The sequence below is a fragment of the Acidisarcina polymorpha genome (genome assembly GCF_003330725.1).
GTDB lineage: Bacteria > Acidobacteriota > Terriglobia > Terriglobales > Acidobacteriaceae > Acidisarcina > Acidisarcina polymorpha.
This window is the reverse complement of record NZ_CP030840.1, coordinates 4416409-4430823: the sequence shown is the minus strand read 5'-3', so window position 1 is coordinate 4430823 and position 14415 is coordinate 4416409. Positions and strand designations below refer to the sequence as shown.

Below are 14415 nucleotides of genomic sequence, written 5' to 3'. Positions count from 1 at the left end.
GGGGCCACCAGCGGTCGAAGGCTGAGCCGGTCGCTCCGCTTTGATGAGTACTCCTTCGACGCTACAATGAGACGATGGGCGAGTAGCTCAATTGGATAGAGCATCAGCCTTCTAAGCTGAGGGTTGTGGGTTCGATCCCCGCCTCGCCCACCAAATAAAACTCCCCTTCTAGCGGGCGAACTCCCGAATTAAACACCGCTACAGCTTCCTATTTCGCCTGATTACGGAAATGGGAGTCGTGCTCGATCATCCGCTTAGGCATACGTCCTGTGAATGCCACGAGGGTTGCGTCTGCCATCTGCGCTTCAGCCAAAACCCTAAGAAAGAGTGCCACGCGGTTCTCGTCTTACGCCTCAAGTGAAAATACAAGCGCCACGGCTAAGGGTGGGAATAAATTTGTTTAGGAACACTCTTCGCCTCCGTGAGGTTGAACTTGCCAACATTCATTACACTTCCCGGAATTGGTGGCTCAGATGAAGATCATTGGCAAACTTTCTGGGAGAATTCTCAACCGCTGATGACGAGGTTCAAGCCTCCCGATTGGAATAAGCCAGAGTTGAGAGAATGGATCTTCGCGCTGCAGAAGGCCATCGATTCTGCTAACGAGCCAATCGTCCTTGTGGCGCACAGTCTTTCTTGCCTTTTGGTGGTGCATTGGGCATTTCATTCGAGTTCCAAGGTCGCAGGCGCGTTCTTGGTGGCCGTGCCAGATCCCCAGAGGCCTTCCTTTCCTCTCGCAGCAAGTTCCTTCCTTGAAACTCCGGCAAAAGTATTACGCTTTCCGTCTCTGATCGTTGCCAGTACGAACGATCCCTACGGGAGTATCGAGTATGCGGCACGGTGCGCGGAGCATTGGAACTCCCGCCTGGTGAATATCGGAGCCGTCGGTCATATCAATGGGTCGAGCAACCTCGGGGCATGGCCGGAAGGAAAGCGTCTCTTGAAGGAATTCTGCGAGGAGCTTGGAATGAATGGGTGACGGTGGTCCTCGCTGCAGCCGTGATAACCCGCATGAAAGGAAACACGGGTTGTTCGCCCCGGCAGGCCTGAACATGTAGGGACTCGGCTGGGTATCTATGGGTAACACGTGGTAAATGCAAATCCACGGGGACCCTCTTTAAGCCCAAAGAATGCACCGTGTTAGTCAGAGTAGCTTTCATTCCACCAATCGCTTTGCAATGCGACCCAATAATGATGGGTCGAGCCTGCATCACGAGCAAGGATCTCCCGGTTGGACATCTCCACAGGATCGCAGCTCCGGCAACAATAAAGGGCTGACGTAGGCTTCAAAGGGCTGACGTAGGCTTCGTTACCGCTCTACCAGGTTGATCTGTCCCGATACATCATTCTCGAGGACCCACCATTGTCCAGAGCGTCGCGCCGTCACCTTCTTGCCGCTGGCCCAGACTCCGCGCGAGCCTGGTAGCGCGGGAAGTTCGACCTTGGCCACTACGCCTGGGGGGAGAGCGAGAGCCATCGAAAAAATCTTGCCTCGTCTCCAGCCCACCAGGACTTCGCCTCGCGGAGTCGGTACGCGGCCTTCGGCGCTGACCAGCGTACCTGGATGCGGCTGGATCAATGCTCGGCTCCAGCCCGGCTTCAACACTCGCACACCCAGCACGAAGCGCGGCAAAAGATTCGCCGGAGCTGCGCCCCAAGCATGATTCCAGTCCTGATTCGGTTTGTACTTTTGGTCCCAAGCTTCCCAGGTGATCGTCGTGCCGCTCTCCACCATGTGCCTCCAGCTTCGATCTCCCGCCGCACCTATCAGCGATAATGCGGCTGTATCTTCGCCGTTCTCGAACAGACCCTCCAACAGATACTGCGCGGCATAGACGGAGACGGCCATTCCACGTTCTGCAAGCCAGTGGGCGATTTCCTGCCTGCGGCTGGCAGGCACAATGCCGAACGCCAGGGGAAATAGATTCGCATGCTCTGAGGCGTGATCGGTGCCCACCCCGTCGCGGTAAAGCCCGCGCACCGGATCAAAGAGCAGCCTCTGGAACGTCATCTCGGCCGATCTCTCACGCTCCGCAAACTTCGCAGCCTCTTCCTTCTTGCCAAGCGCCCCGGCCAGTTCGCTCATCTCTCTAAGTGCACGCAAATGGAAGGCATTGACCACCGTATTTACATGGGTAAAAACGTACTGGTCGCGCTCCTCGACCGGCCAGTCCACGATGTCTCCGTGTTGAATCTGCTCCGGCGTGCTCGTCACCAGTCCGTCAGGACCTGCGCGCTCATCGAGCAGCTTCGTTTTCAACCCCTCGTAGTGGGCGGCAAGCCAGGTAGTGTCCCCGGTCTGCATCCAGTCGGCGTAAGCGATGAACACCATATGCGGGGCCCATTCCGTTGGCCAGGTCGGAAACTCCATAAGCCGGTCAAAGGTAGCTCGAACCATCCGCGGATCAGCGTTCCCCGCGTAGTAGCTCAACTGGGTCAGATAGGCATCAGCTTCATAGGCCAGGCGCTCCCGGTCTCCATCCACAAAAACACCGGCAAACGTCGTCGCCTTAATCGTGTAGTGACAGAGGTCCCAAATCTGATTCAGGGTCTCGTCTGAAGAGCGGAGGGCCGCGGCATCGTCGTTCCACGTGCTGTCGAAGGCCGCAAGCCGCCGGATCTCGTTCACGCGCAACTCGCCCGGCCAACCCTCTATTTCGACCCAGCGAAAGGGCAAGAAGACCCCCCAGCCGGGAGGCGTCAAGACTGCAGGAGGTTTGGTGTTGTGTGCGTCCGGCGGAGGGTCCATCCGGGTTGCTGCTGAGCCCTTCAGCGTGACCTTCACCTCGGCGTATCGCACGGATCCGGGTGGATGGGTATCCACGCGCCCGTTTTTCAGCGCTTCGCCGAAACGCACCTTCACTTCATGACGTGTAGGCAGATCGGCGTCCCCGGCCTGAGCTATAGAACCAAGCAACAGATTCCCGAACGCAACCCGCCCGAAGTCGACCAGGAACACCCCGGGAGCTACCTCCATGATTTGTATGGGGGCCTGTTCTACCAGATGTGTGGGTGCAGCTTGCGTCGTCGACGGTCGCGGTGGAACTTCGACCGCCGGAACTGCGAGCAATGCAAGCATTGCCGCCGACATGAAAAGCAGTTTATGCATATCTGCTCACTTCGCAGAGAAACCCCGCGCGACGATCATGAGCGCTTGCCCGCCGCGATTGAGGCGAAAACTCACACTGAATGGGCTTCTACGCCAAAGATAGCTGATTGGCTGACCTTTGCCCAACCTGATCTAGAAGCCGAGGGCCTATTTCTCCATAGCTTCAAGAGCCTGCGCCCCCCGATCCGAGCGCCTGAGTAAGTGGAGTAAAGATTCGAACTTAAATCTTGACCTGGCTTTATGGCGTTTAGTCTCTGAACGTCGCGATCATGAAGCACACCGAGAAACTGATTGACGACGGCATGGGAATGCGGCATCATCCTCCCTGCTTCAGGTGGAGGAATTTGCCGTGCGATACTTGCCTGGGTTGGCCCCATCCCCGAAATCAGTTCACTCTGCCAAGATAATCTGCAGCTTCATTCTCGGTGCCGGGTCGTCTTGCTTGTTTCCTGCATCGCTTTCGGCGCAGAATCCCGTGGTTCCGGCCTCGTTGGCGTTCGGCTCCATTTCCTATGGGAGCACCCTGTCGCTCCCGCTCCCAGTAACAAATGCAGGTAGTGGATCGCTGACAATCTCCCCGTCGATCCAAGGGCCGAGCTATAAGGTCCTAAGCTCGACCCCGGTCGGTTGCCTGTCAGCGACGCCGTCTGGAGCGACGTGTACCCTGACAATCGAATTCGCTCCCGTTACGATTGGACCGCATGATGACAGCTTAACTTTGACGACCAATGGGAACTCCAGTCCGATCGTCCTGTTGAATGGAACGGCTACTGGGGCGGGCACCGAACAGGAATCGCCATTGCGATTTCCTTCGATCCCCGTAGGGACCTCCGTCTTCTTGCCTCTGCCCATGAACGCTGTGGGCGTCGATACCAGCACAGTGGACTACACAAAATCCATTGATGGAGCGAGCTTCAAGGTTGCAGAGAACAGTTACAACGACGCGTTCTGCCAAGGCCGGGTGTTCCTTAACGGCACCTGCGACCTTTTGATCGAATTCACGCCGACGGCGGAGGGATTGCACGACGGCACGCTGACTTTCAGGCCGAAGAATGCAGCCGCTTCGAAAATCAAACTGACTGGAAGTGGAGGTCCGTCTACTGCGCCCCAGCCTATTCCTAAGGGAAACATTTTCGTCTACAGCGAAGGCGACGAGCGCGTTGTGACGTTCAATAGCGAGGGGGTTTACCAAAGCCAGTTCACGTATCTCTACCGTCAGCCGGGAGGGATCGCGGTGGATGCGACGAGTGTTTACGTAAAAGACGGCGGAGGCTTCTACGGGAGCGACAACGATCCCCACTGCCTATTGGATAAATTCGATCCTCGCGGCTTTTTAGTCGCTCAATTCGGTATTTGCACAGGCGAGGGCCCAGGTGCCTTCGACAACTCCGGAGTGGTGGCCGTGGACGGTGACGGGAATCTGTGGGTAACCAGCCCAACTTACGGATACATACAAAAGTTAGACAGCTCCGGCAATTTCCTCAAGATTATCTGCCTCGGGCCAACCGCCGCAGCAGCGGTACCGAACTGTCCGGCAGCAACAAAGTTCGATGTCGTCCCGTACTTCATCGCATTTGATGCAGCCGGGGACATCTATGTGACGAACAGCAATCGCGATGCTGGACCTTCTCATAGGTTTCTCGTCAAGTTAGACAGCACGGGGAAGTATCTTCTGTCCTTCGGAACCGTAGGCTCAAGTCCAGGGCGATTCAATGAGCTGTTAGGTCCTTGGGGCATCGCCTTTAATGCCGATGGATTTCTCTATGTCGTAGATCCCGGCAACAATCGCGTTCAGGTCTTTAGTCAAGACGGCATCTATCAAAGTCAGATTGGCACGGGTATCGCCGGGTGGGGCCCGGGACAGTTCTACGACCCGATTGCCCTTGCATTTAGTAGTGAAGGCATTCTATACGTGACCGACCAGCAGAACTCCCGAGTGGAAGAGATCAGTCCAGCAGGTACCTTTTTGGGAAGGATTGGTCGCCTTGGATCTAACCCCGGTGAACTCGAGGGTCCTTATTGGATTGCGATTGCCAAGTAACCACCTGGCAACGCAACGCACAACCCGAATCTGGCCTTGGATCATTCGCTCCCCATGCAAGATGCAAAGCGGCCCGGCGGTTAGGTTCCAGGCCGCTTCGTCCGTGATAGCGATTATCGCGCCGCGATGAGGACGGGTTCGCCTCCATGGAGCATCGCCTCTTGGCGCTCCACCCGCTTCTCTAACTTCGAGGGCGGAATCGCTACGTTCATTCCCGGATTTGTTGGGCAAAGAATTTCACGGAGAAAATACTGGTTGCCGTGCTTGGTAAAAACCAGCTTACTTCCATTGGGCGATTGTTTCGCGTCCATAAAAGTGGTGGTGGCCGCCGCGAAGTGTCCGTCGCGGTTTTGAAGCCTGATCAATCCGGCAGATATGACGGTGACGCGGTAAGTATCTGCGGGAAGCAGTCGAGTGCCAACGGTGAACTCAAAAGGCACGGTTGCTCGAAGTCCCCGGTCCTGCGCCGAGGCAGCGCCGATCGAGGAAAGAGTTGCAAGAGTGACGAGTGCAAGTGCGGTCATCCGGTTCATTGGATTGTCTCCTTCATTGAGGCGCCTTCACAAGAACGCCTTCACTCAGTAGTGAACCTGTTGGCTACTTCGTTACAGAGGTTCCGAAACGAAACCGTAAGAACGGCGGGCAGAGCTTTGTGTATCGTTGGAGCCCTGCATTAGTATGGGTTTCTCGGAGGGATCACGATGAGAAGGATCTCCCTTTTCGTTCTCGCCACCGCGCTTGCTGTACCCGGAGCCTTCGGACAAACGATAGTGCCACGCAAGAAGCAGTTCAAAGATCGCTGAGCGCTGACGGCTTCAAGAACGTTGACGCCTCCGTCCTTCAGGGCGTTGTGACTCTAGGCGGCTCGGTTCCTCTCTACAGAGCCAGGATCGATGCAATGATGGTCGTGAGCAAAATTCAGGGCGTTCGCGGTGTTCGCGATGAGATTGAGGTTGCTGCTCCCAGCATTCCAGACCGGAAGCTTAAGGCAGAGTTGGACGAAGCCATCATTCGTACGGCATACGAACGACTCGGTCGCCCGTCAAAGGCGCCCACTGGAATCTGCGTCCATGTCCACAGTGGGGTCGTCACTCTCAGCGGCTACATCGCTGACCCAGGTCTTGCGATGGCCGCCCACGCCGTCTCTGCCAGTACTGTAGGTGTTAAGAGCCTTCACGACAAGATCGAGGTTAGTCCGGACGCAAGCCTGATGACCGAGTGGACAAGCAGGGCAGATTCAAGCACGGGTCTAAGTTCGGTACCGTAGCGACCTGTTGGATCCGGCTGCCTTGACTCGACAACTCGACTCGGACAACGTTCCCCCACAATACCCGAGGCGAAGATGCAGTGTTGTAGCATCCTAAGTGATATGGCCACTGAATGCTCTCACCTCGATCAGATCCAGGATGTCAAACCCCACACCCGCGGCTGCGAAGAATGCCTTAAGGCAGGAACCAAATGGGTCCATCTCCGCATGTGCCTCGTCTGTGGACACGTTGGCTGCTGTGACTCCTCACAAGGCAAACACGCGACCAAGCACTTCCATCAAACCCACCATCCGCTCATGCGCTCTGCCGAGAAAGGCGAGCAATGGGGATGGTGCTACGTCGATGAAGTTGAACTGGAATTCTAAATTGCAATTGCAACCAGGGCGGGCGCCCTGCGTCAGCCTGGCGCCCAATTAGGCGGTACCGGTATGAGAAGCAAAGCCGGATCGGTTCACGATGTGCGGTTTCATCAACTTTGACAGAAAAGAAGGTTACATGGCCCTGAACCGTAGAGAATTTACTCAACTCACGACCGCCGCGCTCGTCTCCCAGCTTCTCCCGAACCTGAACGCACAGTCCAGCACCCAACCGCTTGGCTATGCCATGGTGGGTTTGGGACGCATTTCGATGGGCCACTTCATGCCCGGCCTCAAGGATGCCAAGCAATCGAAACTCACGGGCTTGGTCAGTGGCCACCGCGACAAGGCAGAGAAGAACGCCGCAGAATACGGCGTTCCAACTAGCGCTATTTACAGCTATGAGAACTTCGATAGCATTCGCGACAACAAGGCGATTGATGCCGTCTATATTGCACTGCCCAACAGCATGCATGCCGAATACACGATCCGCGCCGCCAAAGCAGGCAAGCATGTGCTCTGCGAGAAGCCGATGGCGACCTCGGTCGACGACTGCAAGGCGATGATTGCCGCCTGCCGCGACAACAACGTCAAGCTGATGATCGCCTACCGCTGCCAGTTGGAGCCGACCAACCTGCGCGCGATCCAGATGATCCGCGACGGAATGCTCGGCAGCGTGCAGGCGATCGAGAGTGCGAACGGCTTCAACATCGGCCCCGATTGGCGGCTCGACAAGAAGCTGGCCGGCGGAGGGCCGTTGATGGATGTGGGCGTCTACTCGCTCAACGCCTGCCGCTATCTGACCGGCGAAGAGCCGCAGGTGATCTCGGCTTACTCCTCGGTGATCGACAAGGACGGCCGCTTCAGTTCGGTCGAAGAAAACGTTGGCTGGACGATGAAGTTTCCCTCGGGCATCGTGGCGAGTTGCAATACGACTTACGGCGGCCAGATGAACGGCTACTTCCGCGTCCACGGCGCGAAGGGCTCGATCGATATGGATTCGGCCTTCGGCTACCAGGGGCAGCACCTGACCGCCCAGATCGGCCGCGACAACAGGATTGACGAGCCGAGCACCGCCCGTGATCCGAGCCAGTTCACCCGGCAGGCAGATTACTTTGCCGACTGCGTCCGCAACAACAAGGAACCGAAGATGGATGGGCAAGAGGGGTTGCGGGATATTCAGTACATGGCGGAGATTTATAAGATGGCTGGGGTTGCGTTTTGAGGACGCAAACACAGACGAGATCGCGGCGACGAACTAGCACTATGAGAGTGGAGATATTGGGGATAAATGATTACGAAGTACATCGGCTTCTTTTGCCACTCTTGCAAGAAGTTTAATCACATCGAGACTTACCTGGTGAGAAATGTGGACGAGATAGGAGTCGACAAGACGCTCTATCCCGAAAGCGGGTGCTGCAGGTCCTGCAAGACGGTGGGATTCTACGCGGATTTTCTTATCGCGCAGTCCGCCCCGCGAAGGGCGACAACCGCTGTTTTCCGCACCGTTGATGACGATTGGTCTTGCTCTTCCCTGCAGACCACTAACGCCGTCCTGCTAATCCACTAATGCCCTAGCGCCATATCGATCAGCGTCTTTGTTCAAGATCCCTGTGTGCCTTGGCAGAGCCGGTAGCCGGGCTAGCCGCCGCCGAGCGCTTCACACTCAACACCTGCCGCGATCCGGCGATCAGACGCAGTCTCGGCATGACGAACGACAAGGCGCCCATGTTCGCTGGCTCCTCCTGAACCCAGACGATCTCGTGAGCTTCGGGATGGCGCTCGAACTCAGCCTCGAGGTCGGCCTCAGGCCAGGGATAGAGTTGGTCAACCAGGACGATGGCCGTCTTTTCCACACCGCGCTTCTGCCGCTCGATCCGCAGCTCATGGCCGATCTTTCCGGTGCAGAGCAGCAGCCGTTTGGCGTTCTGTGCCTCGGTATCGGGGACGACGTTGAGGAAGTGCGGCCTCGAGAAATCAGCAATCGGTGAGGCCGCCGAAGGGTTGCGCAGCATGCTTTTCGGAGTGAAGACAACGAGCGGCTTGCGCCACGGACGCATCACCTGCCGCCGCAGAAGATGGAAATACTGAGCGGCCGTAGACGGCTGGCAGATCTGCATATTGTCATGTGCCGCCAGTTGCAGGTAGCGCTCCACGCGGGCACTGGAATGCTCCGGCCCCTGACCTTCATAGCCGTGGGGCAGCAGCATTACGACACCGCTGAGCAGCCCCCATTTGTCTTCGCCGGAGGAGATAAATTGGTCAATGATGATTTGTGCGCCGTTGGCAAAGTCGCCAAACTGCGCCTCCCACATCACGAGCGCTTCCGGATAATCGCGGCTGAAGCCGTACTCGAAGCCAAGCACTCCGGCCTCGGAAAGGATCGAGTTATACACTTCGAACTGTCTCTGATCGGGAGCCAGATGGTTCAACGGGATGAAGTGCTGCTCATTCTCAATATCGACCAATACGCTGTGCCGCTGGTTGAAAGTACCCCGCTGGCTGTCTTGCCCGCTTAACCGAACCGGGGTGCCCTGTTTCAACAACGAGCCAATGGCGACGGCCTCGGCCATTCCGTAGTCGAAGGGCCGTTCACCGTGGCCCATCTCGAGTCGCTGCTCGAGCAGCTTCTTAATCTTGGGGTGAATGTGGAAGTCCGCGGGATAAGCGGTCAGCCCCTCGCTGATCTTGGCAATCTCTGCGGTCGTGAGGCCGGTTTCGACGTCATATTCCGGCTTGTATGAGCCTCCGTGAAAGGGCGACCAATATTCGGGAAGATGGGACAATACCGGCATCTTCTTACGAATAGTCGCTTCTTTCTGGGCCTCGACCAGCTCGGTTTGCAACTCCTTAGTCCGCGCCGAAATATCCGCGCCAATGGCTTTGCTGTAAATCTGATAGAGCGGCGGATGGTCTTTGATCTTGGCGTAACGGATCGGCTGAGTAATGGTCGGATCGTCGACTTCACTATGCCCGTGCCGCCGGTAGCCAATCAGGTCGATCACCACGTCATTGTGGAAGGTGAAGCGGTATTCAGCGGCCAGAGCGGCAATGCGCAGGACCGCGTCGGGATCCTCGGCGTTGACGTGAAAGATGGGAATCGGCAGCCGCTTGGCCACATCGGTCGCGAACCGCGAAGAGCTGACCTCGTCCGGCCCGGCGGTGAAACCAATCAAATTGTTGACTACGATGTGGATCGTTCCCCCGATCGAAAACCCATCGATCGTCGCCAGGTTCATCGTCTCGGCCAACACCCCCTGCCCGGCGAACGCCGCATCTCCGTGGATCACAATCGGAATCAGCTTGTCCTCGCCGCCCTGCCCGAAGCGGAACTGCTTGGCGCGGGCGCGGCCGGCGGCCACGGGGTCAACGGCTTCCAGGTGCGAGGGATTTGAAACCAGGTGCAGGTCAACGGTCTTGCCGCCGCGGGTGACGTAATCGCCGGTGGCGCCTACGTGGTACTTCACGTCGCCGCCGCCTAAAATGCTGCGTGGATCGACATCTTCAAATTTCGAAAATATGTCGGCTGCCTCGCAGCCAATCACGTTCACCATCACGTTGAGACGGCCGCGATGGCTCATGCCGATCACGCCGCTCACCGCGCCATGCTCAGCCGCGTGGTGCAACAGCTCGTCAATGAACGGCACCAGGACCGTCACACCCTCAAGCGAAAACCGCTTTGTGCCCAGGTAGCGCGACTGGATCACCTGCTCGAAAAGGTCCGCGCGCAATAGTAGCTCCAGCGTGCGATTTTGGTCCTGAATTTGCAGTTCTTTGCGCGAATTTGCGCGGTTTTCAAGGCGCTCCTGAATCCACTCGCGGCGCCCGGCGTCAGCAATGTGCATGAACTCCGCCGCTACCGTGCCGCAGTAATAGCCGCGCGCTTCGTCAGCATCGGGACCCGTCAGATCGAGATCCGGGATGGTCTTCGGCGGCAGATACTGGCCCAGTGGATCGAGCTGCGCCTGCAAGTAGCCCCAGCGTCGGAATGCGTCAAATACCTGAGCGCGTGAAGCCTGCACAGAGTTTGGCTTGTTGACAGGAGAAGAAGTTGGCGCTTCGGGAGTAGTAATGGTAGCCATAGGATAGATTTCGGAGAGCCACGCCCGGGAGAATACCGCGAGGCCGCTCCGTATATTCTAACCCCCCGATGCCAGCTCGCAGGGTTCGCGAATGCGACTGGTAAACGGATGTCCGTTTTGGACGTTTCCGTTTCGCCCCGCTCCAAGGACCCTTCCTACTAGCGCCCTTCCTACTTGGGGGGCGTCGCTTCAGGTGGAGTTGCTGGAGGCGTCTGCTGCTGCGGCGCAGGCTGGCTGGAGCCATCAGGTTTGTTTCCGCTGCCGTTACCGATGTCCTGGCCATCATAGGTGACCTTGACCGTTGACTTGAACTGCCGGTAGTCGGTGTACTTGACGAACTCGCGGATATGGACATCCTGGCTGATGTAGCCGCTTCCTCCGGAAAAGTGCAGGATGCCGTCCCCCTTGGTATACACCGGAAACCAGTATTTCCCATCGATCTCTTCCCGGTAAGTGACGAAGGGCGGTGAGAGGTCTTCGTGGCCTTTGCGGGTATCGTCCGGCACATTCTTGCCGTTGGTGACGACGATCTGCAAATCCTGGGTGTCGACCCAGATCTTCCCCTGAAAATAGCGGTGCTTCTTTTCCATCACCTTCGGCGCCACATCGAAGACATAGGTATCCAGCTCATCCACCTTCTGCTTACCGACATAGGTGACGTTATACTGGCCAACATCCTCCTGAGTCAGCACAAACGGCAGCCGCTGCTGGATGTCGGCAAAATCGGCCGGGCTCATCATGATTCGCTCAAGCGTACTCGCCGGAGCCTGGAGGACGTGCTCAGTCCGCCTGCCGGTCGAGTCGAAAGCTACATCGGTCAGCTCGTAGTATTCGCCATCGACTTTGCCATCGTCGTCGACGGTCTGCACCTTGACGCTGCGGCGGTAGACGTAATTGTTCAGGGCTTGGCGAAAAGCACTCTCTTTGGCAGTAAACTTGGCGATGATCTGGTCGGGCGGGATGGCCGGCTGGGCTTTATCAAGCGGGCCGAAACCCTGGTCCATCGGCATCGGCGTATACGAAACCTGCGCCAGCGCCGCAACGCTCGTTGCTGCAAGCAGCGCTGCTCCCAAGAAAAAACCCCGTAGTCTGCCTGCCATTGCGAAAGTTCCCATACCCGCTAGTCTATCGCCACTCCCAGATACACGACTGTTTAGACGATCCGCTTCGCAGAAAGGATGAATGCATTCATTCTGACCACTCCCCGAAGGAAAAATCTGATGCTCGGCTCATTTCCCAAAACGCTGGGAATACGGGTATTCCAGGTTAGCCCGGGTACAAGAAGACTCTCGTTCCAATAAGACCCGGGCGTCTCTTCCTCGTTCGGATTTCGGAACGAGCGTTCATCAACCTCATTAAACCCAGTACACTAGGCAACAAATGCAATCCACTCAGAAAGTCGCCGCCTTCTGCATCTTCGCGCTTGCGGCCGCTCAGCTTCCCGCCCAGTCGCGCCGCCCCATGACCTTTGAGGACATGATGAAGATGCGCCGGCTCGGCGATATCGATCTATCTAAAGATGGCAAGTGGGTGCTCTTTTCGGCCACCGACGTCGATCTCGAGAAAAACACCAAGACCTCGCACCTGTGGATCGTCCCGACAGGCGGCGGCAAAGAAGTCGCTCTTACTGCCTCCTTGGCGGGCGAAAGCCGGGGTCGTTTCTCCCCAGACGGCAAGCAGATTCTCTTCCTGAGCCCCCGCGATGGAGGACAGCAGATTTACCTGGCGCCGTTCGACGGCGAGACCGGAACGCTCGGCGAAGCCCACAAGCTGACCAGCATCTCGACTGAGGCCGATGGCGCCACCTGGTCGCCTGACGGCCAGAGCATTCTCTTCACCTCAGCAGTTTATCCTGACTGTCCCGCGACTCCTGACCAGCAGGACGCCTGCGACAAACAGCGGGATGACGAACGCGCCGCCTCCAAGGTGAAGGCCCGCATCTTCACCGCGCTCCTCTATCGGCATTGGAATGCCTTTACCGGCGACAAGCGCAGCCATCTCTTCCTAGTCCCGTCTAACGGGGGAACTCCCCGCGACCTTAATCCGGGAGACACTCACGACGTTCCGCCATTCTCGCTCGGAGGACCCGACGCCTACGCCTTCTCGCCCGACAGCAAAGAGATCGCCTTTGAAGAGAACCTAGACGCGGTGCCCGCGACCTCGACTCATGTCGACATCTTCACGCTGCGCCTGGACGATCCGGCCGCCAAGCCGGTGAAGTTCACGACGAGTGCTGGAGGAAACTTCAGTCCTGCGTATTCGCCAGATGGAAAGTACATCGCCTTTCGTTCTCAGGCCCGGGCCGGATATGAAAGCGACAGATTTCGCTTGATGCTTTTCGACCGGCAATCGAAGCAGATCACGGACCCGATGCCCGCATTCGACAATTGGGTTGATGAATTTCTTTGGCATCCCGGATCGCACAATATCTTGTTTACTAGCGGAGATCGAGGCGAAGAGCCTCTCTATCAGCTGCAACTGGACTCGACCGGCGGCGACCGATTTAGGCTCATCAATATAACGAAGGCGGGCGAGTTCGGCGATGCTCATATGTCGACGGATGGCAGAACGCTGGTGGTCGCAAAAATGACGGTCCGAATGCCCGGCGAGATCCTCGTTCTGAACGCAGCCGCCACCTCTTCTGCTTCGAACGGTTCATCCGTCCATGGCATCCCCGTGATTCCGGCGGAGGAAAAACAGATCACCCACCTCAACACAGGGCTGCTCACACAAATCGACTTGCCCAGCATGGATTCTTTCTGGTTCCCCTCCATCGGCAAGGTCAAAGTGCAGGGCTTCGTCATCAGACCCCCAGGCTTCGACCCCGGCAAGAAATACCCCGTCAAACTGATCATCCACGGAGGGCCGCAGGGCGCATTGGGCGACTCCTGGAGCTATCGTTGGAACGCTGAGCTTTTTGCCGCCAATGGCTATGTCGTGCTCATGATCAATCCGCGCGGATCGACCGGCTATGGGCAGGCATTCGTTGACGGAGTCAACGGCGACTGGGGCGGCAAGCCCTTTATTGACCTGATGCGCGGCCTCGATTACGCGGAGCGTAGCTTCCCCTATATCGATAAGACCCGCGAGTGTGCGATGGGCGCAAGCTACGGCGGGTACATGGCGAACTGGATCCTCGGCCACACCGACCGCTTCAAGTGCATTGTCAGCCACGATGGCATGTTCAATCCGGTCTCCGCCTATGGGGACACCGAGGAACTTTGGTTCAACGAGTGGGAGTTCAAAGGCAAGCCCTGGGACTATTACGGCAAGCCCGCCTCGCTCGACCCCTATCGCAAATGGTCGCCCGCACTGGCAGCGAAGAACTTCAAGACGCCCACGCTGGTTATTCATAGCCAGCTCGATTACCGCCTCGATGTCTCTGAAGGATTCCAGCTCTTCACTACTCTGCAGCGGCAGAATATCCCCTCGAAGATGCTCTACTTTCCAGACGAAGGCCATTGGGTGCTGAAGCCACAAAACTCACAGCTCTGGTATAAGACCGTCAACGATTGGGTCGATCAGTATACGAAGCCGCAGCCGTGAGCGCGTCGCTTTC

The 14415-nt window shown here is 57.3% G+C and carries 11 protein-coding genes and 1 tRNA gene; 8 read left to right on the top strand and 4 right to left on the bottom strand.

All coding sequences use genetic code 11. The features are described from left to right. Positions 1 to 76: 76 nt before the first annotated feature. Positions 77 to 153: transfer RNA gene (locus ACPOL_RS18705), tRNA-Arg, on the top strand. Between the two features lie 268 nt (positions 154 to 421). After that, on the top strand, positions 422 to 979 hold the full coding sequence (locus ACPOL_RS18700; protein WP_236656878.1) for an RBBP9/YdeN family alpha/beta hydrolase: 558 nt from the start codon (positions 422 to 424) through the stop codon (positions 977 to 979). A 330-nt stretch (positions 980 to 1309) separates the two neighbouring features. On the opposite strand, the gene ACPOL_RS18695 is transcribed toward ACPOL_RS18700, so the two are convergent. Then, a complete protein-coding gene (locus ACPOL_RS18695; protein ID WP_236656877.1) occupies positions 1310 to 3109 on the bottom strand; it encodes a family 78 glycoside hydrolase catalytic domain in 1800 nt (599 codons plus the stop codon). A gap of 475 nt (positions 3110 to 3584) precedes the next feature. Between ACPOL_RS18695 and ACPOL_RS18685 the strand changes: the two genes are divergently transcribed. After that, positions 3585 to 5150: a choice-of-anchor D domain-containing protein gene (locus ACPOL_RS18685; RefSeq protein ID WP_161557437.1), complete on the top strand. Its 1566-nt coding sequence runs from the start codon at positions 3585 to 3587 to the stop codon at positions 5148 to 5150. Between the two features lie 113 nt (positions 5151 to 5263). Here the strand turns inward: ACPOL_RS18685 and ACPOL_RS18680 are convergent, their stop codons facing one another. After that, positions 5264 to 5683, bottom strand: coding sequence for a hypothetical protein (locus tag ACPOL_RS18680; RefSeq protein ID WP_114208397.1), 420 nt, complete (start codon positions 5681 to 5683; stop codon positions 5264 to 5266). A gap of 119 nt (positions 5684 to 5802) precedes the next feature. Between ACPOL_RS18680 and ACPOL_RS36370 the strand changes: the two genes are divergently transcribed. The 4 genes from ACPOL_RS36370 (at position 5803) to ACPOL_RS18660 (ending at position 8344) form a co-directional block, all read left to right on the top strand. Beyond that, positions 5803 to 6417 carry a BON domain-containing protein gene (locus ACPOL_RS36370; protein ID WP_114208396.1) on the top strand — a complete coding sequence of 205 codons (615 nt, stop codon included), beginning with the start codon at positions 5803 to 5805 and terminating at the stop codon, positions 6415 to 6417. A gap of 75 nt (positions 6418 to 6492) precedes the next feature. Beyond that, positions 6493 to 6783 carry a UBP-type zinc finger domain-containing protein gene (locus tag ACPOL_RS18670; RefSeq protein WP_338026676.1) on the top strand — a complete coding sequence of 97 codons (291 nt, stop codon included), beginning with the start codon at positions 6493 to 6495 and terminating at the stop codon, positions 6781 to 6783. A 91-nt stretch (positions 6784 to 6874) separates the two neighbouring features. After that, positions 6875 to 7999: a Gfo/Idh/MocA family protein gene (locus ACPOL_RS18665; protein WP_414633309.1), complete on the top strand. Its 1125-nt coding sequence runs from the start codon at positions 6875 to 6877 to the stop codon at positions 7997 to 7999. A 66-nt stretch (positions 8000 to 8065) separates the two neighbouring features. Beyond that, complete coding sequence (locus ACPOL_RS18660) at positions 8066 to 8344, top strand: hypothetical protein (protein ID WP_114208394.1); 279 nt, start codon at positions 8066 to 8068, stop codon at positions 8342 to 8344. 19 nt (positions 8345 to 8363) lie between these two features. Here ACPOL_RS18660 and ACPOL_RS18655 read toward each other — a convergent pair whose 3' ends face one another. After that, positions 8364 to 10856, bottom strand: a complete 2493-nt coding sequence (locus ACPOL_RS18655) for a 2-oxoglutarate dehydrogenase E1 component (protein ID WP_114208393.1) — start codon at positions 10854 to 10856, stop codon at positions 8364 to 8366. Between the two features lie 170 nt (positions 10857 to 11026). Continuing rightward, positions 11027 to 11956 (bottom strand): LolA-like protein, encoded by a 930-nt coding sequence (locus ACPOL_RS18650; RefSeq protein WP_201758886.1) that lies wholly within the window; start codon positions 11954 to 11956, stop codon positions 11027 to 11029. A gap of 280 nt (positions 11957 to 12236) precedes the next feature. Here ACPOL_RS18650 and ACPOL_RS18645 point away from each other — a divergent pair, with 280 nt between their 5' ends. Then, positions 12237 to 14402 (top strand): S9 family peptidase, encoded by a 2166-nt coding sequence (locus ACPOL_RS18645; RefSeq protein ID WP_236656874.1) that lies wholly within the window; start codon positions 12237 to 12239, stop codon positions 14400 to 14402. Positions 14403 to 14415: the final 13 nt, after the last annotated feature.